22 protein-coding genes are annotated in these 20,918 nt (G+C 63.0%); 12 read left to right on the forward strand and 10 right to left on the reverse strand.

Features of this window, described 5'->3' with window-relative positions; translation table 11 throughout:
• Window positions 1–123: 123 nt before the first annotated feature.
• On the reverse strand, window positions 124–999 hold the full coding sequence (rsmI, locus tag TERRO_RS04290; RefSeq protein ID WP_014784774.1) for a 16S rRNA (cytidine(1402)-2'-O)-methyltransferase: 876 nt from the start codon (window positions 997–999) through the stop codon (window positions 124–126).
• Window positions 992–2,116: a CBS domain-containing protein gene (locus TERRO_RS04295; RefSeq protein ID WP_014784775.1), complete on the reverse strand. Its 1,125-nt coding sequence runs from the start codon at window positions 2,114–2,116 to the stop codon at window positions 992–994. The genes rsmI and TERRO_RS04295 overlap by 8 nt, the downstream gene beginning before the upstream one ends.
• Before the next feature lie 55 nt (window positions 2,117–2,171).
• Between TERRO_RS04295 and rsmD the strand changes: the two genes are divergently transcribed.
• Window positions 2,172–2,759, forward strand: coding sequence for a 16S rRNA (guanine(966)-N(2))-methyltransferase RsmD (rsmD, locus tag TERRO_RS04300; protein WP_014784776.1), 588 nt, complete (start codon window positions 2,172–2,174; stop codon window positions 2,757–2,759).
• A gap of 23 nt (window positions 2,760–2,782) precedes the next feature.
• On the opposite strand, the gene TERRO_RS04305 is transcribed toward rsmD, so the two are convergent.
• The gene (locus TERRO_RS04305; protein WP_014784777.1) at window positions 2,783–3,370 is read right to left on the reverse strand and encodes a hypothetical protein; all 588 of its coding nucleotides are present in this window, start codon (window positions 3,368–3,370) and stop codon (window positions 2,783–2,785) included.
• Entirely contained in the window at window positions 3,367–4,344 is a 978-nt protein-coding gene (gene thiL, locus TERRO_RS04310) for a thiamine-phosphate kinase (protein WP_014784778.1), read from the reverse strand. Before thiL ends, TERRO_RS04305 begins: the two co-directional genes overlap by 4 nt.
• Before the next feature lie 228 nt (window positions 4,345–4,572).
• Between thiL and TERRO_RS04315 the strand changes: the two genes are divergently transcribed.
• Window positions 4,573–5,586, forward strand: a complete 1,014-nt coding sequence (locus tag TERRO_RS04315; protein WP_041592443.1) for a M23 family metallopeptidase — start codon at window positions 4,573–4,575, stop codon at window positions 5,584–5,586.
• A 63-nt stretch (window positions 5,587–5,649) separates the two neighbouring features.
• Here TERRO_RS04315 and TERRO_RS04320 read toward each other — a convergent pair whose 3' ends face one another.
• Together TERRO_RS04320 and TERRO_RS04325 are read right to left on the reverse strand one after the other, a co-directional pair.
• A complete protein-coding gene (locus TERRO_RS04320; RefSeq protein WP_245536212.1) occupies window positions 5,650–6,183 on the reverse strand; it encodes a hypothetical protein in 534 nt (177 codons plus the stop codon).
• 62 nt (window positions 6,184–6,245) lie between these two features.
• Window positions 6,246–7,166: a ferritin-like domain-containing protein gene (locus tag TERRO_RS04325; protein WP_014784781.1), complete on the reverse strand. Its 921-nt coding sequence runs from the start codon at window positions 7,164–7,166 to the stop codon at window positions 6,246–6,248.
• A gap of 304 nt (window positions 7,167–7,470) precedes the next feature.
• Here TERRO_RS04325 and TERRO_RS04330 point away from each other — a divergent pair, with 304 nt between their 5' ends.
• The 4 genes from TERRO_RS04330 (at window position 7,471) to TERRO_RS21835 (ending at window position 12,170) form a co-directional block, all read left to right on the forward strand.
• Entirely contained in the window at window positions 7,471–8,145 is a 675-nt protein-coding gene (locus TERRO_RS04330; RefSeq protein WP_014784782.1) for a carbonic anhydrase, read from the forward strand.
• On the forward strand, window positions 8,142–9,056 hold the full coding sequence (locus TERRO_RS04335) for a bestrophin family protein (RefSeq protein WP_014784783.1): 915 nt from the start codon (window positions 8,142–8,144) through the stop codon (window positions 9,054–9,056). The genes TERRO_RS04330 and TERRO_RS04335 overlap by 4 nt, the downstream gene beginning before the upstream one ends.
• Before the next feature lie 175 nt (window positions 9,057–9,231).
• Window positions 9,232–9,657 (forward strand): BlaI/MecI/CopY family transcriptional regulator, encoded by a 426-nt coding sequence (locus TERRO_RS04340; RefSeq protein ID WP_014784784.1) that lies wholly within the window; start codon window positions 9,232–9,234, stop codon window positions 9,655–9,657.
• Entirely contained in the window at window positions 9,654–12,170 is a 2,517-nt protein-coding gene (locus TERRO_RS21835) for a TonB family protein (RefSeq protein ID WP_014784785.1), read from the forward strand. Before TERRO_RS04340 ends, TERRO_RS21835 begins: the two co-directional genes overlap by 4 nt.
• Before the next feature lie 72 nt (window positions 12,171–12,242).
• Here TERRO_RS21835 and TERRO_RS04350 read toward each other — a convergent pair whose 3' ends face one another.
• The 3 genes from TERRO_RS04350 to TERRO_RS23060 form a co-directional block, all read right to left on the reverse strand.
• Window positions 12,243–13,616 carry an alpha/beta hydrolase family protein gene (locus TERRO_RS04350; RefSeq protein ID WP_014784786.1) on the reverse strand — a complete coding sequence of 458 codons (1,374 nt, stop codon included), beginning with the start codon at window positions 13,614–13,616 and terminating at the stop codon, window positions 12,243–12,245.
• 181 nt (window positions 13,617–13,797) lie between these two features.
• Window positions 13,798–14,529: an ABC transporter ATP-binding protein gene (locus TERRO_RS04355; RefSeq protein WP_014784787.1), complete on the reverse strand. Its 732-nt coding sequence runs from the start codon at window positions 14,527–14,529 to the stop codon at window positions 13,798–13,800.
• A gap of 55 nt (window positions 14,530–14,584) precedes the next feature.
• Window positions 14,585–14,893, reverse strand: coding sequence for a hypothetical protein (locus TERRO_RS23060; RefSeq protein WP_169315278.1), 309 nt, complete (start codon window positions 14,891–14,893; stop codon window positions 14,585–14,587).
• 187 nt (window positions 14,894–15,080) lie between these two features.
• Between TERRO_RS23060 and acpS the strand changes: the two genes are divergently transcribed.
• The 3 genes from acpS to TERRO_RS04375 all read left to right on the forward strand — a co-directional run bounded on the left by acpS (window position 15,081) and on the right by TERRO_RS04375 (window position 17,258).
• Window positions 15,081–15,461 (forward strand): holo-ACP synthase, encoded by a 381-nt coding sequence (gene acpS / locus TERRO_RS04365; RefSeq protein ID WP_014784789.1) that lies wholly within the window; start codon window positions 15,081–15,083, stop codon window positions 15,459–15,461.
• Between the two features lie 131 nt (window positions 15,462–15,592).
• Window positions 15,593–16,678, forward strand: coding sequence for an MlaD family protein (locus tag TERRO_RS04370; protein WP_014784790.1), 1,086 nt, complete (start codon window positions 15,593–15,595; stop codon window positions 16,676–16,678).
• Between the two features lie 19 nt (window positions 16,679–16,697).
• Entirely contained in the window at window positions 16,698–17,258 is a 561-nt protein-coding gene (locus TERRO_RS04375; protein WP_014784791.1) for a hypothetical protein, read from the forward strand.
• Here TERRO_RS04375 and mctP read toward each other — a convergent pair.
• Window positions 17,255–18,763 (reverse strand): monocarboxylate uptake permease MctP, encoded by a 1,509-nt coding sequence (gene mctP, locus TERRO_RS04380; protein WP_014784792.1) that lies wholly within the window; start codon window positions 18,761–18,763, stop codon window positions 17,255–17,257. The two genes, TERRO_RS04375 and mctP, sit on opposite strands and share 4 nt — an antisense overlap.
• A 56-nt stretch (window positions 18,764–18,819) precedes the next feature.
• Here mctP and TERRO_RS04385 point away from each other — a divergent pair, with 56 nt between their 5' ends.
• From TERRO_RS04385 to TERRO_RS04395, 3 genes are all read left to right on the forward strand, one after another.
• A complete protein-coding gene (locus TERRO_RS04385) occupies window positions 18,820–19,197 on the forward strand; it encodes an RNA-binding S4 domain-containing protein (protein ID WP_014784793.1) in 378 nt (125 codons plus the stop codon).
• A gap of 88 nt (window positions 19,198–19,285) precedes the next feature.
• The gene (locus TERRO_RS04390; RefSeq protein WP_014784794.1) at window positions 19,286–19,477 is read left to right on the forward strand and encodes a hypothetical protein; all 192 of its coding nucleotides are present in this window, start codon (window positions 19,286–19,288) and stop codon (window positions 19,475–19,477) included.
• A 51-nt stretch (window positions 19,478–19,528) separates the two neighbouring features.
• Entirely contained in the window at window positions 19,529–20,857 is a 1,329-nt protein-coding gene (locus TERRO_RS04395) for an amidohydrolase (RefSeq protein WP_014784795.1), read from the forward strand.
• Window positions 20,858–20,918: the final 61 nt, after the last annotated feature.

Here is a 20,918-nt window from a genome sequence, read left to right on the forward strand (position 1 = left end):
TTCGCGTTTGCGCCCAGTTGGGGGCTCAGGTCGCGCTTTGCGCGATAACCCACCCTTCGCTTCGCGAAGAATGGGGCACCCGGCCTTTCCCTCTGCGCGAAGAGCAAGTACCGGTGGGTTGGCCTAGCGCTTGTTTTTGCCGCGTTGCCATTCGCGGTAGGCGTCGCTTTTGCCGATGCTGCGCTCGCGGGCTACTTGTTTGAGGGCGTCTTTTTCTTCCAGGCCGGACTTGATCAGGAGGCGGACGGCTTCGGTCACGCTTACTTTCGCCAGGTCTTCTGCGGCTAGTACGCCGGAGAGGAGCAGGACCATCTCGCCGCGGACGTTTTCACGTGTGGCGAGGGTTGCGTGGACCTGGGAGACGGGGCCGCGCAGGAACTCCTCGTGGAGTTTGGTGAGTTCGCGTGCGACGGTGACGGCGTGGGCCGGGCCGAAGACGGCGGTGACGTCTGCGAGGGCTTCGACGATGCGGTGCGGCGTCTCGTAGAAGATCTGCGTGGCGGGTGCGGCGGTGGAGCGCATCTCTGCGAGCAGGGTTTCGAGCGCGGTGCGGCGTTCGCCGGGTTTGGAGGGCAGGAAACCGTGGAAGGCGAAGCGTTCGGACGGCATGCCGCTGGCGGTGAGGGCGGACAGGACAGCGTTGGCTCCGGGAACGGGAAAGACGGGGATGCCGGCGGCGGCGGCGACTCGGACGATCTCTTCGCCGGGGTCTGCGATACCGGGCATGCCGGCGTCACTGACGACGGCGATGCGAGCGCCGCCTTTGAGAGCCGAGACCAGTTCCTCCGCGCGTTCCCGCTCGTTGTGGATGTGGTAGCTGACGGTGGGCGTCTTGATGTCGAAGTGATTGAGCAGCTTGATGGTCTGGCGGGTGTCTTCGCAGGCGATCCGGTCGGCGCTGCGCAGGATGCGGAGTGCACGGAGACTGATGTCTTCGAGGTTGCCGATGGGGGTTGCGACGAGGTAGAGGCCGGGGGCGAGGGGCTGTTCGTCAGGCATTGCGGTCCGCCCGTGCAGTGCTGATGTTGCGTGCCCGGCGCGCGCGGCCGAGCAGCGCCATGGACTGCGACAGATTGCCGGGCGTCACGATGCCGATGACGTGGCCGTGGCGGAGCACTGGAAGGAGCTGTGTGCCGGGCGTGTGCTGGACGCGGCGCAGGGCGGGCAGCAGGAGTTCATCGGATTCCACAGTTTCGACCGTGCGGGTCATGGCGCTTTGCACATAGCCGTTGCCGCCCGTGCGCAGAGCCTGGCTGAGCGTCTCGCGGCTGATGACGCCGACGACGACCGGGCCACGCACGACGGGGAAGACATTCTGCAGAGACTGGACGCTGCGGTGGAGGGCTTCCTCAAGGGTTTCTGAAGCGGCGAGTGTGGTGAATTCGGTCAGCATGACCTCGGCTACGGTGACGGTCTCGGCTGCGGAGGTTGCCATGGTGGAGACGGTTTCGGAGCGGCTTGAGAGGAGCATGCAGACGCCCATGAGGATGGGCCATGCGTTCAGCGTGGCTGCGCCGAGCAGGACGAGAACTGTTGCGAGGCCCTGGCTGATGCCTGCGGCCGCTTTGGAGCCTACTTCCTGTCCGCGGAAGCGGCGGAGCTGGCCGCGCAGGACGATGCCGGCGTCAAGCGGGAAGGCGGGCAGCAGGTTGAGGCCGCCGAGCAGAACCTGTGACCAGATAGCCGAGCGCAGCATGTGCAGCGGGCCGAACCATGGGCGCTCGAAGAGATTGACGTGCGACGTCGCGGTGTACATAAGCAGCGCCATGGTGATGCCGACGGTGAAGTTTGCGAGCGGTCCGGCCATGGCCAGCAGGCGTTCGCGCGTGGGGGTGAGGGTGGTGGAGGGTGTCTCTTCGGTCGCGGGAACAGCGCCGGTCGGCAGCAGGACCAGGCGCGTGACGGGGATGCCCATGGCGGCGTTGGCGAGGCCGCGGCCGACTTCGCGCACCAGAACGGCCAGCAGGAGCAGGAGCCAGAGACCGATGCCGCGGAAGGGCGCGTCGCTGAAGACGGAGGAGAGCATGACCATGACCGGCAGCAGAAGAACGAAGAGGGAGTGAAGCCGCAGCTCTACGCCGAAGTATCTGCCAAGGGAAAGTGACCAGCCACGCATGGGTCTGATTGTAGTGGTTGCCAGCGAAGGCGCCGGCGCTCGATAGAATGCAGGGATGCGCGTAATTGCTGGTACCTATCGATCACGGCCGCTTGTGGCACCGCGCGGCATGGACACTCGGCCGACGAGTGACCGTTTGCGTGAGACTTTGTTCAACGTGCTGGGGCCCAGCGTGGTGGGTGCTCGCTTTGCGGACCTGTATGCGGGTTCGGGCGCAGTGGGCGTTGAGGCGATCTCACGCGGGGCGGCTGAAGTCTTCTTTGCGGAGAAGAGTCCGGCTGCGCTTGCGGCGATTCGTGCGAACCTGCGGACGCTGAAGGTTCCGGGTGGATACCAGGTGGAGGGTAGCGGGAGGTCCGGGTTGCTGAAGTGGTTGAGCGGCAAGCCGCTGGACATCGTCTACCTGGACCCGCCGTACGACGAGGCCGAGGAGTATCGCCGCACGCTGACGGCCCTGGGAACCCCGGCCAATGAGTTGCTGACCGCGGATGCTGTGGTGATTGCGGAGCATACACGGAAGCATCCGCTGCTGGATGAGTATGGGGTGTTGCGGCGGACGCGGACGTTGCTGCAGGGGGATGCTGCCTTGTCGTTTTATTCGGTGCCCGCGTTTGAGCCGGAGCCTTTGCCGGATATTGTCTAGAGCCGAGGTACTCCGCAGTTTTGCTATGGCTGGCAGCCGCCGCCGATTAGTTCCTGGGTTCGCAGGTTCAGAGTGAAGGGGAGTTCCTTGTCTGAGGGCATGTGCCAGCCGGTGCCGTGCAGCGTGTCGCCTTCGATGCCGGTGACGGCTACGCCCTCCCAGCTCAGTTTCGGGCTCTGCCAGGCTTCGCCTGCTGTCAGAATGTAGGCGCTGTGGAAGCCGATGAGGACGAGCGCGTCGACCTGCGGTGCGGGATGAACCGAGACTACGGGACGCATGGGCAGCAGTTCGGTCTGGTCGGGGTCGTTTGTGTCGACGAGGTAGCCGTAGCCGCCTGCGACGGCCAGAAGAAGCGATGGTCTGGGCGTGCTCCAGACGCCGGTGGTGACGCCTTTTCCGGCGAAGCCCAGGGCGCATTGGGCGAGGAAGACGCCGCCGGTTGCGGGCTTGATTTCCATCCACATGGCGCCACGGGCGAGTGCGTCTTCTTCGCCGGGAACGGCTAGCGGGAAGACGTACTGGCGGGCGGGTGCGATCAGGGGCGGCCCGTTGAGGATGCGTGCCTGCCAGTCTTCGGCGAAACCGTCGGTGTGTGTGACTTCAAGGCTCATATGCGGTGCTCCCAACCTGCTGCGCGCAGTGGTTCGTCTTCGCCGTTGCCGCTGAGGAAGATGCCGCGGCTGCGAGTGATCTGGCCGATGCGTGTGATGGGGATGCCGCCGATCTGCTTTGGGACGCGGGCGGTGGGCGAGGCGGTGAAGAGGAGTTCGTAATCCTCGCCGCCGTTCAGGGCGTGGTCGAGCGGGGATGCAGATGCTTGTGCGAGCGGGTGGATGGGCAGCGCGGCTGCATCCACGGCGGCGCCGACGGCAGACTCTTCGCAGAGATGGCGAAGGTCGGTGGAGAGGCCGTCGCTGAGGTCGATGGCGGCTGTTGCGAGGCGGCGAAGGCGCTGGCCGGCGGCGAGTCTTGGAATTGGGAAGAGGTGCGGGTGGGCGGCGTCTGCGATGGCCCGGCGGAAGCGTTGAGGGCGGGCGGCGAGGGCCTGGAACTCTGCGGAGGCGCCGCCGAGTGCGCCTGTGACGTAGAGCGAGTCGCCGGGCCGGGCGGTGCTGCGGCGTAGCTCGCTGCCGCGGGGAGCCGAGCCCAGGAGGACGATGTCGGCGAGGATGGCTTCGCCCGGGGCTGCGGCGGTGTCGCCACCAGCGAGCGGCGTGCCGGTGGCGTCGGCCAATGCCATGAGGCCGGCGAGGAAGCCCTGGATCCAGCGCCTGCCGGTCGCTGTTTTGGAGAGGCCTTCTGGGAGGGCGAGCGAGAGGAAGGCTGCCATGGGTTTCGCGCCCATGGCGGCGAGGTCACTGAGGCCGCGCGCGAGGCAACGATGGCCTACCGAGACGGCCGGGTGCCAGTCGCGACGGAAGTGGCGGCCTTCGAGGGAGAAGTCGGTGGTGACTAGAATGTCATGGCCGGTGGGAGGGCGCAGAACGGCGCAGTCGTCCCCGATGCCGAGACGGACGGTGCCGGAGCGATGAGCGGCGCGCTGCCGGATTTGCTGGATCAGGGCGAGTTCTCCTGTATTTGCCACGCTTTGAGCATACGGTGCACGAGAGGGGCTTGGTGATGCCGGTTGGAATGGTGGATTTCTCCGAGCACGTCCGAACAAAGTAGTACTGAGTCAGTTTGCGCAGGCGGGTTTACGGAGCAGGGCCAGACCGGTACACTGGGTTGGTCGCACGCTGGCAACTCGCATATCGGAATCGACATCGGCGAATCGCATTTGCGCCGTGTCGGACCGCTGGAAAGAAATACCAGTTTGAAGAAGAAAAGTTTTTATGTCGTACTGGTCTCGCGTGATGAGGATGGCTCTCTCCGCCGGGTCCCGGTGCCTCTCAAATTCGCGTGGGCCTTTGTGAGCGCCGCTGTGATCGGTCTGTTCACGGTGGCGGGTCTGGCTGGATCGTATTCGCGCATGTTGTTGAAGACAGAGCGTTTCAATCAGCTTCGGAGCGAGCATAACGCTCTGCTGGGCGACTACGCCAAGCTGGAGAAGCGCGAGAAGGAAAAGGAAGTGCAGGCGGCGTCGCTGGGTGCACTGGCGAGCGAGGTCTCTGCGCTGTATGGCATCACCGCAAAGGGGATCGTTAGCGGAACGCAGGGTGGCGTGGCGCTGCTGGGCAAGAGTCTGCACCGTTCGGCGGGCGCACAGCCTGTGACCGGCGTGATCACGGAGACGACTGCCGAGACGAATTTCACGAATGCGAGCTATTACAAGTCGTTGCAGAACTTCTATGCGCTGCGCAATACGGCGATGGACGGGACGGCGACGCGGATGCTGACGGGCAATGCATTTGGCGGGGCGTCGCTGGGTGGTCTGGCGTTGTCGGCTGGGCTGGGCCTGGGCGGAAATCTGCCGACGCTTTGGCCGGTGATGGGTTCCGTCTCGTCGCCGTTTGGCGGACGCGGCGATCCGCTGAGTGCGGGTGAGGGTGAGTTCCACAAGGGTGTCGATATCTCTGCGGCCTACGGGACGCCGATCCACGCGACGGCGGATGGTGTGGTCGAGATGGCTGGTATCGGCAACGGTTATGGCAAGGAAGTTGTGATCGACCACGGCGGCGGCGTAAAGACGGCTTACGCGCACATGTCCGGTTTCCATGTTTCGACGGGCGACCAGGTGGTGCGCGGACAGGTGATCGGCTATGTGGGCATGACGGGCCGGACGACGGGCACGCATGTGCACTACGAGGTGCGTCTGCGCAATGTTGCGGTGAATCCGCACAAGTATCTGCGGTCGACGGCAGATGAGGTTCAGATCGCAACCCGATAGGTGGTTTCAAGGCAATAAGAAAGGCCGCTCCTGAGGAGCGGCCTTTTGATTTCTGGTGGCTATTTAGCGGACGCCCACGGGCCGATCGCCGTTCCACTCGTCGGCTACGACGCCGATGTTGCCGAGGGTGTCGATGGCCTTCTCGATGTTGCGGCGAAGCTGGGCGCGGGCCTTGGGCGGTGCGTCGTGCGCTTCTTCGATGGCGACGACGCGGCCGTAGGGCCAGGCGTCCTTTGGGATGGCGTTGAGCGCCTCGGCGAGGTTGGCTGGATCGATGTTCAGGATCTGCTTGCGTGCTGCTTCCGGGCGCAGCATGGTGCCTTTGCCGAGGTCGGACGGGTTGGCGTCGCGCATGAGTACGTGGATCGAAATCATCTTCTCCTGCACGGTGAGTGACGGGTTCTGCCACTCATTCATGCTGGAGATGGACATGTAGAGATTCTTTGAAGGCGGCGGGATCTTGCTGAGATCCTGGCGAGCTGCGTTGATCTCCTCGTCCATGTGGCGCGCGTCGGCCGCTGCGTTTACGGGCTTTGAATTACAGCCGATTAGAGCAAGCGGGAGGGCGAGGAAAAGGGGGAGAACTGAGATACGCACAATCACAAGGATATCAATGCAGTCGCAGGGTTTCGAAGGAATAGATAGAAATATTCCTCCGATTACACCGTGGTGATATTGCCGTTGACTCCATTGGGGAAGAATGCACCCTTGGCGGTGCCGGCTGTGGCGTTGCCGTAGAGGATCGCCAGCACCTGGGAGGTGCTCCGCTGGAAGGCGAAGCCGGTGTAGGTGTTGGTCTGGCCTGGGGTTCCATTGGCAGCGGTGGCGAAGAATCCGCCGTTTGCAGTGGTAGGACCGGCGAGGGATAGGGCGACCGTGCCAGGGTCTGCCGGCTTCACGTCAAAGCCATCGGCGGGAACATAGCCAGCGAGGGTGCTGGGGTAGGTGGCGCCCTGCTGGATGGCGAGGAGACGCAGTGCGCCCGCGTGGAAGCCTTCGACGGCAAGGATCTGTGCGGCCGCAGTGAGGTTGTTGCCTGTGAGCTTTGCTGCGGAGCCTGCATAGGCTGTCACACCCACGTCTTCGAAGAGGCGGGCGATCTGCAGGTAATTTGCCGTGGTGATGGCGGCGAGGGCGCTGAGGTTGATCTGCGGCCGTGCGACGGCGATGGACTGACCCAGTGCGGTGCGCAGTGCAGAGACGTGCGAGGCCTCATCGAAGTAGATTTCGGCAAAGAGATCGTTGATCTGTGCGTTGGGAAAAGTGATCTGTGCCGGTGCGCCGGTAGGGGCGGGACCGCCGCCGGTCAGGTTGCTGGGCAGGTCTTTACCGGTCACGATGTAGCTGTAGAAGGTCGCCTCGAGGTATTCGAGGTTGAGCGCGAAGTTGAGGACGTCGATCTCGGGCTGTGTGGCCGCATCGACGTAGGGGGTGGTGCTGTCGCTGCAACCGACGACGGTGGCCGCTGCTGCCACGGCTCCTGCAACACCCGCTGCCGTCAGGAAGCGGCGGCGGTTGTAGCCACCGGCGGGAGTCGGAAGGGGCTTAGCGGTCGGTGTGGTCTGGTCGGGTGCGGCCATGGTTCAGATCTCCTCGGGTGTGCTGCGGGCAGGATACAGGCGCCGCGCGATGGCGGCGGCAGGGACTCGCCGGGCAGGACCGTTTGGGACTTAGAAGTCGAAACCTCACGGAATGTTGCAGCAGTTGGCAAAGGTTCCGGTGAATCGATGACAGACTCACGAAATGGTGAGGGGGATACTGTCCGGAAAACTTTTCGCTCGTCTTACGGAGTATTGCGGAAGTCTGGAAAACTTTTGCATTCCCAATGGCCTTCGTCTGCCGTATAGAGTCATTGGAGAGTTTCCCCAAGGAGTTGGTCCCCACATGCCCGAAAAACAAGATCCGACACTGAACACATTAAAAGAGGGAATCCTGAAGTTTCAGCGCGAGACGTATCCCGCGCGTCAGGCCGAATATGAGTACGCGGCGACGCATCCGCAGAAGCCGCACACGCTGCTGATTACCTGCGCAGACTCACGGATCGACCCAGAGGCGCTGACCGCCAGCGTCCCGGGTGAGATTTTTGTGGCGCGCAACGTAGGCAACATGGTGCCGGCGTACGGCGAGATGATGGGCGGCGTGAGTGCCGTGATCGAGTACGCAGTGGATGCGCTGAAGGTGCAGCACGCAGTTATTTGCGGGCACACCGATTGCGGTGCGATGAAGGGCATCCTGGCCGGTGAAGGTCAGTTGGATGCGATGCCGACGGTGAAGAGCTGGCTGCGCAATGCCGATGCGGCGAAGCGCGTCGCGTCCACCGTGGACGACGGAACGACGTCGTTGAAGACGATGACGGAACAGAACGTGCTGCTGCAGATGCAGCATCTGCGGACGCATCCTTCGGTTGCGGGCGCGATCGCACGTGGAGCGTTGAGCGTGTCGGGCTGGGTCTACGACATTGCGAGCGGTGATGTGCGGATTTTCGATGAGGCACAGAACAAGTTTGTCTCTGTACGCGAGACGGCTGCCGCAGACGAGTCGCAGGAGAAGCGCGCATGATCGTTCCACGCGGACCACAGATCCGCCATTTAATCGGTTATGTCGGGCTTCCACTGCTGACACTGTTCCTGTATGACCTTGCCATCGTTTTGCTCTACAAAGTGCTGCACTGGGACTGGGTTGCCCTGCCGCATATTCCGCTGGCGTTGTTTGGTTCGGCCATCGGTTTGATCGTTGCCTTCCGCAATAACAGCAGCTACGGCCGCTGGTGGGAGGCGCGAACGTTGTGGGGCGGGATCGTGAACAACTCCCGTGCGTGGACGCGCCAGGTGCTGACCGCCATTGCACCGCAGAAGGAGTCCGACCGGGAGACCGTTCGGGCGATGCAGTGCCGCATGGTGCATCTGCAGATTGCGTGGGTGAATGCGCTCAAGCAACAGCTGCGCGGCCTGCCTCCGCTGGATGAGCTGCACGGCATGCTGGAAGAAGACGACCTGGTTCTGTTGAAGGACCAGAAGAACATACCGTTGACGATCAGCATGTGGCAGAGTGATATGGTCCGCCAGGCGCTGGAGAAGGACTGGATCGACAGTCTGCAATGGTCTGCGCTCGATCGGTCGTTGGAAGACCTGGGCGACCTGCAGGGCGGATCGGAGCGCATCAAGAACACACCGATGCCCAAGCAGTATGACTACTATCCGCAACTGTTCGTGAAGATCTACTGCCTGTTGCTGCCGCTGAGCCTGGTGCAGAGCATGGGATGGTTTACGCCGCTGGGATCGACGCTGGTGGGCTTTATCTTCCTTGCCCTGGACAAGATCGGGCGCGACCTGGAAGATCCGTTTGAGAACTCCATCTATGACATCCCGCTGAGTTCGATGTGCCGGACCATCGAGATCAACCTGCGGCAGGCGCTGGGCGAGCGGTCTTTGCCCGAGCCTCTGCAGCCGGTGAAGGGCGTGCTCTGGTAGGTTTGTGGCGTATTCACGGAGGGGCGTGGCTTCGGCCGCGCCCCTTTTGTTTTGTTGCGACCCCGCGTTGGTTGCGTGCTGGAACCGACCTTGTGAATCCTCCTAAACTTTTAGTTGACAGCGGAGCGTCTCCGGGCGCAGAGTACTCCTAAAGTCTTAGGAGTTAGCGCCGTCCATGCCCGCACCCACTGCAAGTAAGTCCATCGACAAGCAAGCTCTGACGCCGCTGGAGCTCGAGATCATGCAGGTTCTGTGGTCTGCCGGGCCCAGCACTGCCTCTGAGGTGGTGCCGCAACTGGCCGGCAATCTGGCCTACAACACCGTGCAGACGATGCTGCAGGTGCTGCTGCGCAAGGGGCGCGTCAAGCGTGTGGCGGAGGGCCGGGCCTATCGCTATCGTGCGACGGTAACGCGGGAGCGCGCTGCGGGTTCGGCTATCAGCGACCTGGTGAAGCGCATGTTTGGCGGGTCGGCCGAGGCGATGTTGCTTGCCATGGTGGATGCGGGGCAGGTGGGCGCGGAAGATCTGCAACGCGCACGCAAGGCTTTGCAGGCGGCGGAGAAGAGTGCCGAGGCTGCTGCGAAAGAGGCGCGGGGATGAGCGGCCTGGTAGCAGGCGCGATGCACGCATTTGTGATGGGCACGGGCTTTGCCGTGGAGCAGGAGGTAGCGGCTTTCGCGCTGCATGCGATGTGGCAGGTGCCTTTATTGGCGTGCGCGGCGGCGCTGGCTGTGCGGATTGGACGGCCGCATGTTCGCATCGCGCATGTGTTGTGGGTTGCGACGCTGGCGATGTGTGTCGCGGTGCCGTTGGTTTCTACGGTGCTTGCGCATCGTGCTGCTGTTGCAGCGGCTCGTGCTGCTCTGATCGACGCGGAGAGTGGCGGTGTGACTGTTGCCTTCGGTGACTTCCAGCCAATGCGCGAGCCTGCGTGGAAGCTGGCGTTTGAGCGTCATGTGCTGTCGCCGACGCCGTTTGCGTTTCAACTTTCGCCGCGTGTGGCGCGGGGCATCACGCTGGTCTACGCGCTGATCGCGATGGGTCTTGCTTTCCGGTTGTTGGTGGGATGGCGGCGTACGCGCTCGCTGCTGCGCACTTCGAACACGTTGCCGATGCCGCCGGAGATTGTGCTGGCGTTGCGCCGGCAGTGCGATGCGATCGGTTGCGAGACGCCTTCTGCCGCTTTGACCGAGGGGCTTGCGGGACCGGCGTTGGCGGGTGTTCTGCGGCCTACGTTGCTGATGCCCGCTGCGTGCGTGGAGGAGATGTCCGCTGCCGAGATCGAGGCGATCCTGGCGCACGAACTGGCGCACCTGCGGCGGGGCGATCCTGCGTTGCATGCGGTGTGTTCGCTGCTGCTGTTGCCGGTCGGCTTTCACCCTGCGGCGTTGTGGACAGCGAGGCGTGTTCGGCAGACGCGGGAGATGGCCTGCGATGCAGAGGCGGCCGAGCGGTTGGGGTCGGCGAGTGGCTATGCGCATGCGCTGCTGCAGGTGGCGGAGCGTTCCGGTGGTCTGCGCGGAGCGGGCGTGGGGCTGGGTCTGTTTGGTCTTGGCTTCTTTGGATTGGGTTTGTTCGACAGCGACATTCGCCCTCATGGCGGATACCGGGCGGCCGTTCGCGGCGGTCGTCTGCAACACGGCAGGAGGTCTGCGACGGCGGGCCTCCCACTGTTCGGCGTGGCGGGAGCCATGGAGGAACGAATGCAGACGATGATGAGTACGAAGCCGCAGGAGACCGGAGCGAAGCGTGTGGCGCGCGGTGTGGCAGCGGCAGGACTAGCGGCCGTCGCGGTGATGGCTGCGGCGATGGTGCAGGTGCAGCCCGCGCTTGCACATCCGAAGGATGCGGGAGCGACACAGGCTTTGAATGCAACGGATGACGCTGCATCCCAGTTGATCGGTGGCGATCATGCGCAGCAGCAGTTGCAGAACGCCCACCATCAACTGGCGGAGGCGGCGATGTCCGCGACAACTGATGCGGAGCGCAGTCGGCTGGCGACGGCTCAGGTTGTGATTGAAACGGCGGAGCAGCAGTTAGCGGCGGTGAGTGGCCGCAATCGGCAGCGTGACACTAACTCATTCATGATCGATCCGAAGATGCAGGCGGAACTGGATAAGCGTAGGGATTTTCGTGTGGATCCGAAGGTGATTGCCGACGCGGCAAAGATGAAGGCCTACTACGAATCGCCGGAGTGGAAGGCGCAGATAAAGAAGCAGATTACGGAGGCCGAGCAGATGCGGGCGCGGATAAACTCGCCGGAGTTCCAGGCGCAGATTGCAGCAGCACGCAACTTCGATCACGCAAAGATGGATGCACAGGTGCGTGAGGCGCTGGAGACAGCACGGCAGCAGATCGAGCAGGGCAAGAAGCAGCGGGCAGAGGCGACGCAGCAGATGCGCGAAGCTCTTCGGCAGCAGGCGGAGGCGAAGCGTCTGATGGCGCGGATTGAGCCGCCGTCGATGCCGGCCGAACCTACGGCTCCCGCTCCTCCGCCTGTACCGGGTCAGGGTGCGAACAAGCCTGCGAAGATTGAGGGCGGCATCATGGCCGGGCAGGTCCTCACCAAGGTGCAGCCGAAGTATCCGCAGAGTGCGAAGGACGCGCATATTTCCGGTGCGGTGGTGCTTCGTGCTTTGATCGACGAGACTGGCAAGATCCAGCAGCTTCAGCTTGTCAGTTCGCCGGACAGGGCACTGACAGAGTCCGCGATGGACGCTGTTCGTCAGTGGGTCTACCGGCCCTACCTGCTGAACGGAAACCCCACGTCGGTTGAGACGAACATTACTGTGACCTTTTCGTTTGAAGGTGCCGAGCTTATTCGACCCGGCGGCGCGATGTCTGAACAGGATCGGCCTGTGCTGCTAACTCAGGTGGACCCGGAGTTTCCGGCCGAGGCGCGCAAGAACGGTACGAGCGGGGCGGTGACGCTGCGTCTTTCGATTGGAAAGACAGGGCGGGTGGATGCCGTTCAGGCGGTGACATCACCGGACCCTCTTCTCTCCAAAGCGGCGATGGATGCGGTGAAGCAGTGGACGTTTCGGCCTGCGGTGCGGAACGGAGTGCTGGTGGCAACCAACACTCTTGTGAGTGTGAACTTCCAGGTCTTCTAATCATCTGGTCGAGAACGCTGACATAAGAAAAGCCCGCCGAAATGGCGGGCTTTCTTGTGATCGAGAGGTGCGTCAGCGTTCCGGGTGCAGGTGCATCTTCAGGAAGTCGACGTAGACGTTCCAGTCGCTGGGAACCATGCCGTGGCCACCGTCGTGCATTTCGTAGGAGAGGTCGTGCAGGATGGCTTCCTTTGCCTGCGGCATGGTTGTGGTACCGAGGTCCTGCTTGCCGTAGAGCTTCCAGACGGGGCCTGCGGCTACGGCTGACAGGAACTCGCCTTTGGGGTCGGACCAGAAGTCGGTGTCGCCGGTTTGCAGGAGCAGCGGGCGTGGTGCGACGAGGGCGACGAGCAGGTTCGCGTCCATGGGCGCGGTGTCGGGGAAGCCGCTGTACCGGGCCCAGTTGGCGGCGAACTGGTATGGGTAACGGCTTGGCGCGGTCATGTGGGCGATGGTTTCGCCGTAGTTGCGGCGGCTGATGGCGGCGCCGCCTTCGCCGCTGCAGCTTGCGATGACGGCGGCGAAGCGCTGGTCGTGCGCGCCGGCCCAGAGAGCTGTCTTGCCCAGGCGCGAGATGCCGTGGATGGCGACTCGTTTGGCGTCGACGGCTTTGTCCGTTTCGAAGTAATCCTGCACGCGGCTCATACCCCAGGACCATGCGGCGATGGTGCCCCAGGCGTCTCCGGGGCGGTCTGTCTGCGACTTGAGGTTGGTTGCGCGAATGCCGTTGGAGAAGCCGCCGACGTAGTCCGGATCAACGTCCCCGTAGTAGAAGGTGGCGATGCCGATGCCGGCATCGAGCAGGGCGTCTGTGTTCAGCTTGCCGAAGTTGCGTCCCGCGGCCGCGTCGACGCGCGTGTTGGTCTTGGGATCCCAGACCTGCTCGGGCTTGATACCGGGGTCGTCGGCCGCGTTCTGGGCGACGCCGAAGTTGATGCTGAGCAGCATGGGCGCGGGCTTGTGTGCGGCGAACTTTGCGGCGGGGACGTATTCGAGCAGCTGGATGTGCGGGCCGGGCTTTTCCCCGTCTTTCGGTTTACCGTTGAACCAGATCATCACCTGTTTGCGGATGGCCTTGCCGTTCAGCGCGGGTGTTCCCGCGTCGAAGACGTCGAAGGTAAGTCCTGTTGGGCGGCCGGGTGCGATGCCGAACTGCTGCGTCTCGAAGAGGCGGACGATCTCGGGCCGGCGTTTGGTCTCCCACTGTTTTGTGGTGGTCACCGGGGTGCCGTCGGACAGGACGAGCGCGTCGGGCAGTGTGTAGGCACCGACCTTGGTCTCGTCGTAGTTGACGGGAATGCCGGCGACGTCGTCGGGGTGGTTGGGGGGTGTCTTCGAGATGGGCTGCGGTGTTGCCGGGGCGGTGGCCGTCTGCGGCACGGTCTGGGCAGCCAGGGTCAGAGTGGTGCAGAGGGCGAGGGTGGAGACGAGAAGCCTGTGTGACACGATGGACCCCGGTGCGCAGATTTGGCGGCGGCAGCACCCGCGGGTACTTGCCCGGAGCCACGTTAGTGGGCCGCGGGAGATGCGGTCAAGGCGTCGATTTTGTGACTGGGATTCGCGCTGCACGAATGCCCCACCCTTTCCTTTGGAAAGAATGGGGCACACGGAAGATTGTCGTATTGGACTAGCCGGCGAGGAGGCTACTGATGAGCGGCTTTTTGTCTTCGCGGGGCGGTGGCGGTGTCTCGTGCAGACGGCCGTCGCGCACATAGAGGATGCGGTCGGCGACGGCAGCGGCCTCAGGATTATGCGTGATCATCAGAACGGTCTGGCCCAGCTCTTTCGAGGCGTGGCGCAGCATCTCCAGGACGGTGTCGGAGTTCTCCGTGTCGAGGTTGCCGGTTGGCTCGTCGGCCAGGATGATGGCGGGGTGCGTGATGAGGGCGCGCGCGATGGCGACGCGCTGCTGCTCGCCGCCGGAGAGTTCGCTGGGACGGTTGTCGAGGCGGCCTTCGATGCGCAGCAGTTCTGCCAGGCGCTGCAGCAGGGCCTGATCCAGCGGCTTGCCAGTCTCTGCGATCTGGTGGGCCAGCTCGATGTTGCCGCGGGCTGAGAGCGTGGGCAGCAGGTTGAAGCGCTGGAAGACGAAGCCGATCTTTTCGCCGCGGCGGCGCGTGCGTTCCGCATCGGAGAGCGCGCTGAAGTCCACGCCATCAATGAGAACCGAACCGCCTGTGGCGCGCGTGAGGCCGCCGAGCAGGTAGAAAAGTGTCGATTTACCGGAGCCCGAGGGCCCTACGATGGCGATGAACTCGCCCGGATCTACGGAGAATGTCGCGTCGCGGAGAGCGTGCGTTTCGATCTTGCCGGAGCGGTAGGTCTTGCCGAGTTGGCGTGCAACGATGATGGGCGGCATGGGCCCTTCCAGTCTACCGCGTGGCGCCGGAAGAGGGGGAGCGCGGCGGCTAGCGTCAAGGACGGGTGGGATCGAGCGGTTGGATTGGCTCCGGGCGGAAGTGGACTTCGAGCCGGATCAGCAGGTAGGACGACGTGCCGCGACGCGGCCGCATGTGCAGGCTGCAGTTGCACCGCTCGGAGAGGGCGTGATGGCTGTCGCGCGTCAGTTGCAGGCCGCAGCCCAGCAAGGCACCGTAGATCTCGGGCAGTGCGGGGAACTGGAGCTCAATCGAAAGTTCGACGGCGGTTGCGGAGAGGACACGGCGCCTGAGAACCCATCCGCCGGCAACGTCGATGGCTCGTGTCAGTCGCGGGAGCAGCACGGCGTGCTGGCTGTGGGTGAAGCCCTGCAGCCGGATTTGAGGTTGAGCGGGCTCGTGTTGAAATTTATCAGCCACGTAACAGATATCGGCGCGGACGAATAGCCGATTACAGGACGATGCAAGTTTGTGTGTCGCAGAATGGTACGGTGATGCCGTAGGGCATTGTTGTTGGTACGAGGGATGACGCGTGATCGTAGGGACAGGGACAGACCTGACGGAGATCGACCGGATTGCCAACTCCATCGAACGGTTTGGCGAGCGTTTTCTTCAGCGCATCTACACTGCCGGAGAGATCCACTATTGCCTGAAGAAGAAGAACAGTGCAGAAAGCCTGGCTGCTCGCTTCGCCGCGAAAGAGGCCGGCGCGAAGGCGCTGGGGACGGGCATTGCAAAGGGTGTGAGCTGGCAGGAGATTGAGGTGACACACCTGCCGGGCGGACGTCCTGCGGTGCGTTTCCATGGCCGCGCGGCCGAGCGGGCTGCGGCCATGGGGGTCACGTCATCCCACCTGAGTCTGTCGCACAGCCGGGCGATGGCGATCGCGACGGTCATTTTGGAATCCCATTAAAGCGGGTCAACAAGGCTTTTGAAACGAATGGGCTGCGTTTTGCATCCATTTACCGTAAGGTTCAAGAAAACCAAGAGGTTTGCAGGAGCGGCTGGAAGGCCGTCTGCGTTCCGGGGAGTTATAGATAGCGCATGCCCAGCCAGAGTGAAGTGAAATGGTCGCAGTTGAAGGTGGGCATCATTGTGATCGTCTCCGCCGCGATGCTGGTAACGTTACTGTTCCTGATCACCAGCTCTTCGGGTCTAGGCCTGTTCTCGCACAAGCTGACGGTCACCAGTTACTTTGAGAATGCCGCAGGTATCAAGGACGGTGCTGCCGTCAACCTGCAGGGCGTCACCATCGGTACGGTGAAGGCCGTGAATGTGGTCGACGACCCGTCGCGTAAGCTGACGCCGATCCAGGTGGTTATGCGCATCGACGGTAAGTACCAGAAAGATCTGCGCAAGGACACGAAGTCTGCGCTGTCGACCGTGGGCGTTCTCGGTGATACGGTTGTCGATCTGAACAGCCAGGTCGCCACCGGACCGGAGCTTCAGGACGGCGATGAGATCAAGACGCTGGAAAGCCCCAATCTGCAGGACGTGGTGAAAGCGAGCCAAGGAACGATCGAGAGTCTGAACGTCATCCTGGCGAAGATGGACCGTATCGTCGATACCATTTCGCAGGGTAAGGGATCCGTTGGCGGCCTGATCTATGACGACACGTTGTACCGCCGCGCGAGCGATACCGTCGACGAACTGCATAAGCTTGAGGTAAACCTGAACAATGGCAAGGGTTCCGTGGGCAAGCTGCTGAAGGACGAGTCGATGTACAACCACCTGAACTCCACGACGGCAAAGCTGGACAAGATCGCCAGCGATCTGGACGCGGGTAAGGGTAGTGCAGGCAAGCTGCTGAAGGACGACTCGCTCTACAACAATCTGAATGCCACGCTCGTCCACGCCAACAACATCATGGCGCAGGCCGATCAGGGTAAGGGTGCGCTAGGTTTGCTGACCAAGGACCAGGTATTTGCTGACAAGCTCAACAGCACCGTGACGCGTCTGGACAGCATTATGTCCGGCATCGACAAGGGTGAGGGCACGGCTGGTCTGCTGGTCAAGGACCCTGCGCTGTATCACAACCTGGATAAGCTGGCCGTCGACTCGCAGTCGCTGGTGAATACGATCCGCAGCGACCCGAAGAAGTACCTGACAATCCACTTCAAGATTTTCTAGGCCCGGGGTAGGATCGCGTATGCGCGCCCTGCTGCTGTCTGCTGCTCTCGCGGTCCTACCATTTCAGTCTCCACCTATTTCATCGCCGCAGCCACTCCCTGAGTTGGCTGCGGCTTTGCATGGGAACTGGGTTGGCGTGTTGGAGTATCGCGACTACAGCGAGCCAGCCGGGTCGACTAAGCGCGTGGATCTGCCAACGTGGCTCACGATCTCCGGTGACGCGGCGCAGAACTGGCATTACATCTACGACGACGGTCCGACCAAGACTGTGCAGGAAGACGATAGCGTCGTCTTCGATCCGGCAAAGCAAGCCTTTAGCGAAGCTTCGAATGGCAAGGCAGCGCATGTATATCGCATGAGCGGATTCGACTCACTGAAGGCAGGCCGCGGAACGCTGCAGATGGTGGGCTCCGGGACGGACAGCGGCAAGCCATCCGAGATCCACATGGTGATGACGGTCCGGCGCAATCTGCTTGAGATCCTGGAAGAGGTTCGGCCCGCCGGTTCAACGGAAGCGTATGCCTTCCGGCATCTCTACCGCATGGTGCGTCCGCAGGCTCCGGCCGTGCCTACGCCTTAGGCTGTCGCGATGGAGTCCTTGTGTTCCGGGAAGGCTCGGATCGACTCGAAGACCGGCGACAGGCCGAAGCTGCACAGCAGATTCAGGAGCAGTGCCGGGATGGCGGCGTACATGGCCCATGTCTGACCGAAGACGCGGATCGGGTAGACGCCTGAGCCCTTGAACTCAAGCGCGATGGCCATGGCCGAACCGCAGAGCATGCCTACGGCCCATCCGGTGAAGACCGCCCACGGATGCAGCCTGCGCCGCAGGAACGCTCCGCAGACGACGGCAGGGAAGAGCTGCGTGATCCAGATGCCGCCCAGCAGTTGCATCTCGATAGCGTAGGAGCCCGGCGTCTCAAGCACGAAGGCGAGTGCGCCGAACTTGACAACGAGCGAGACGATCTTCGCCTGCTCGGCTTCCTTCGCGGGAGTGAGCGGTGTGCGAGCGAACTCGCCCCACAGGTTGCGTGTGAAGAGGTTGGCCGCAGCGATGCTCATGATGGCCGCTGGCACCAGAGCGCCGACTGCAACCGCTGCCAGACAGAAGCCCGCGAACCACTGCGGAAACATCTTGAGGAAGAGCAGCGGGATGACTTCGGACTTGTCCGCCGAGACGACGTTCGCGGCAATAGCGACGTAGCCCAGCAGCGCCAGCAGGCCCAGCATCAGCGTGTACGCAGGCAGCAGGGCGGCGTTGCGCCGCAACGTCTGCGGGCCAGAGGATGAGAGCGTCGCCGTGGCTGTGTGCGGGTAGAGGATGAGCGCGAGCGCAGAACCGATGGCGAGCGTCGCATACGGTAGCGATTGACCGGCCTTCAACAGTACCGAGCCTGCCGGATTGTGCGTCGGCAGCGCTGCCTTCGCGACAGCGAAGACGTGTGCGAAGCCGCCGAGCTTTGCGGGCAGGATGATGATGGCGGCAAAGACCATGATGTAGAGCATCAGGTCCTTAATGACGGCGATGATAGCGGGTGCGCGCAAGCCGGCGGAGTAGGTGTAGACCGCGAGGATGACGAAGGCGATGATCAGCGGCCACTCGCCCTGCAGGCCCATCGCGGCCAGCGCGACTTTCATGCCGACAAGCTGCAGCGCAATGTACGGCATCAGCGCGAGGATGCCGGTGAGCGCGATGGCGACGGTGAGCGGCCGGAAGCCGAAGCGACCGCGCGCCAGGTCGGCGAAGGTGACGTACCCGTGCTTGTGGCAGATCTTCCAGAGACGCGGCAGCACGACCATCATGTACGGGTAGATCAGGATGGTGTACGGCACGGCGAAGAAGCCCATGGCGCCCGCGCCGTAGAGCGCCGCAGGCACCGCGATGACGGTGTATGCCGTGTAGACGTCGCCACCCAGCAGGAACCACGTGATGACGGTGCCGAAGCTGCGGCCTCCCAAGCCCCATTCGTCCAGCGACTGCATGCCGCCGGAGGGGCGGCGCCAGCGTGCCGCGAGAAATCCAGCGACGGTGACGAGCGCGAAGGCAGCGCAGAAGACGGCAAAGGCTACGGGGTAAGTGCTCATGCAGGGATGAAGCGATGGTAGCAGGGGAGGAAAGCTGCGCAGTATGATCGAGCACGATGGATGCTGTGCGGATTGATAAATGGCTGTGGGCCTCGCGCTTCTTCAAGACACGCGCGCTGGCTGTGAAGGCGTGTGAGCTGGGGCGGGTGAAGCTGCGGGATCTGCCTGCGAAGCCCTCGCGCGATGTGAAGGTGGGCGATACGGTCACCCTCACGAACGACAGCGGTACGTATGTCGTCGACGTCCTGGCGCTGAGCGATGTCCGCGGTCCGGCGGCTGTTGCGCAGACGCTGTACCGAGAGACCGACGCCAGCATTGCCGCGCGTAAAAAGGAAGACGAACTGCGCAAGAGCAGCCCATGGGGGGACGTCGACACAGCGGGTCGGCCATCCAAGCGTGACCGACGCGATATCAACAAGCTACGTGGGCGGTAGCGCGTTTCGGCGGTGAATGCGGGGCGGTGCATCCAACCCACGCCTTCCACGCAGCGTCCACACTGGAGACGTACTGGAGGTTACACGGATGAAGATTCAGCGCTTTGTATTTATTGCCACGCTTGTTGCGGGCGTAACGGCGGCTTACCTGATGCAGAAGCGTGGTGAGTCGCTGATGACCATCGTGAAGAAGACGATCAACAACCCGCTGGGTACGCTAGCGGATGAACTCAAGCTGGCACTGATGCCGGCGCAGAAGGCCCTGCCTACCTCGGTCTAAGTCTTCGAGACGGGCTGCGAAGGTCGAGTCCTTGTCGCATATACTCGCGCCATGAGACTCCCTTCGCTTGTCCTGCTGGCTACGCTGGCGCTGCCCGCGATGGCACAGATTCCCCCTGATACCTTGCGCCGCGAAGTGGATGCGCAGATGCCTGCGCTCGAGAAGACGTATCTTGCGCTACATGCTGCTCCCGAGTTGTCGCGGCAGGAAGAGAAGACGTCGGCGTTTGTAGCGGGCGAGTTGAAGCGCCTGGGCTATGACGTTACTGATCATGTTGGCAAGTATGCGGACGGGGCCAGTGCCTTCGGCGTCGTGGGCCTGTTGAAGAATGGGGCGGGCCCGACCGTCCTAATTCGTACCGATATGGATGCGCTCCCGGTGACCGAAGAGACGGGGTTGGTCTATGCCAGTAAGGTTCGAGGCAAGACGCCGCAGGGTGATGATGTGGGCGTGATGCATGCCTGCGGGCACGACGTGCATATGTCCGCTTTTCTCGGAGTGGCCGCGGAACTAGCGCAGCATAAGAAGGACTGGCATGGCACGGTGATGATGGTGGGGCAGCCTGCGGAAGAAGTGATCCAGGGCGCGAAGGCGATGATGGACGACGGCCTGTACACACGCTTTCCACGGCCGAATTACGTCGTGGGCATGCACGATTTCGGTAACATTCCTGCGGGCTCGGTTGGCATTAGTTCAGGGCCGATGATGGCGAGCGCGGACTCCGTGACGATTGTCTTTCATGGAGCGGGTGCGCATGGTTCCCAGCCGCAGAACTCCAAGGACCCGATCTACATGGGCGCTGAGTTCATCAACCTTGTGCAGGGGGTTGTGAGCCGCCAGATCTCACCGCAGTCTCCCGGTGTGATCACGGTGGGCACGTTTCATGCGGGCACGAAGAACAACATCATTCCGCCGGAGGCCACGCTGGGCCTGACGATTCGCAGTTATGACGAGGCCACGCGGCAGAAGCTGCTGGATGGGATTCGGAATGCGGCGAATGGCGTGGCGGTGGCTTACGGTCTGCCCGCGGACAAGATGCCGACCATCACGCATCCGGAGGCGACTGAGCCGACGGTGAATGATGCGGCTTTAACGGAGCGCGTGCGGAAGGCCGCGGCGGCTGCGCTGGGTGCGGACAAGGTGCTAACCCAGGCTGCTGTCATGGGCAGCGAAGATGTGGGCTACCTGACGGATGGGTACAAGATTCCCATGACCTTCTTCCGCCTGGGTGCGGGCGAGCCGGTGTCGTTGGCCAGCGCGGCCAAGGCAGGGAAGACTCTGCCGGATATCCACTCGCCGCTGTTTGCGCCGGACTACAAGCCGGCCATTGAGACGGGTGTGGTGGCGATGACGGCAGTGGCAGTGTCCCTGCTGCAGTAACGTCCGACAGAAAGTAGAAGGGCGCGGAGAAGATCTCCGCGCCCTTCGTGTTTGGTTGAGC

The sequence above is a fragment of the Terriglobus roseus DSM 18391 genome, assembly GCF_000265425.1.
Taxonomy (GTDB): Bacteria; Acidobacteriota; Terriglobia; order Terriglobales; family Acidobacteriaceae; genus Terriglobus; species Terriglobus roseus.

What these genes read in the sequence shown, in the direction of transcription:
- rsmI (WP_014784774.1), bottom strand. Translation starts at nt 999, where the DNA reads ATGCCTGACGAACAGCCCCTCGCCCCCGGCCTCTACCTCGTCGCAACC.
- TERRO_RS04295 (WP_014784775.1), bottom strand. Translation starts at nt 2,116, where the DNA reads ATGCGTGGCTGGTCACTTTCCCTTGGCAGATACTTCGGCGTAGAGCTG.
- rsmD (WP_014784776.1), top strand. Translation starts at nt 2,172, where the DNA reads ATGCGCGTAATTGCTGGTACCTATCGATCACGGCCGCTTGTGGCACCG.
- TERRO_RS04305 (WP_014784777.1), bottom strand. Translation starts at nt 3,370, where the DNA reads ATGAGCCTTGAAGTCACACACACCGACGGTTTCGCCGAAGACTGGCAG.
- TERRO_RS04325 (WP_014784781.1), bottom strand. Translation starts at nt 7,166, where the DNA reads ATGGCCGCACCCGACCAGACCACACCGACCGCTAAGCCCCTTCCGACT.
- TERRO_RS04330 (WP_014784782.1), top strand. Translation starts at nt 7,471, where the DNA reads ATGCCCGAAAAACAAGATCCGACACTGAACACATTAAAAGAGGGAATC.
- TERRO_RS04335 (WP_014784783.1), top strand. Translation starts at nt 8,142, where the DNA reads ATGATCGTTCCACGCGGACCACAGATCCGCCATTTAATCGGTTATGTC.
- TERRO_RS04340 (WP_014784784.1), top strand. Translation starts at nt 9,232, where the DNA reads ATGCCCGCACCCACTGCAAGTAAGTCCATCGACAAGCAAGCTCTGACG.
- TERRO_RS21835 (WP_014784785.1), top strand. Translation starts at nt 9,654, where the DNA reads ATGAGCGGCCTGGTAGCAGGCGCGATGCACGCATTTGTGATGGGCACG.
- TERRO_RS04355 (WP_014784787.1), bottom strand. Translation starts at nt 14,529, where the DNA reads ATGCCGCCCATCATCGTTGCACGCCAACTCGGCAAGACCTACCGCTCC.
- TERRO_RS04370 (WP_014784790.1), top strand. Translation starts at nt 15,593, where the DNA reads ATGCCCAGCCAGAGTGAAGTGAAATGGTCGCAGTTGAAGGTGGGCATC.
- TERRO_RS04375 (WP_014784791.1), top strand. Translation starts at nt 16,698, where the DNA reads ATGCGCGCCCTGCTGCTGTCTGCTGCTCTCGCGGTCCTACCATTTCAG.
- mctP (WP_014784792.1), bottom strand. Translation starts at nt 18,763, where the DNA reads ATGAGCACTTACCCCGTAGCCTTTGCCGTCTTCTGCGCTGCCTTCGCG.
- TERRO_RS04385 (WP_014784793.1), top strand. Translation starts at nt 18,820, where the DNA reads ATGGATGCTGTGCGGATTGATAAATGGCTGTGGGCCTCGCGCTTCTTC.
- TERRO_RS04390 (WP_014784794.1), top strand. Translation starts at nt 19,286, where the DNA reads ATGAAGATTCAGCGCTTTGTATTTATTGCCACGCTTGTTGCGGGCGTA.
- TERRO_RS04395 (WP_014784795.1), top strand. Translation starts at nt 19,529, where the DNA reads ATGAGACTCCCTTCGCTTGTCCTGCTGGCTACGCTGGCGCTGCCCGCG.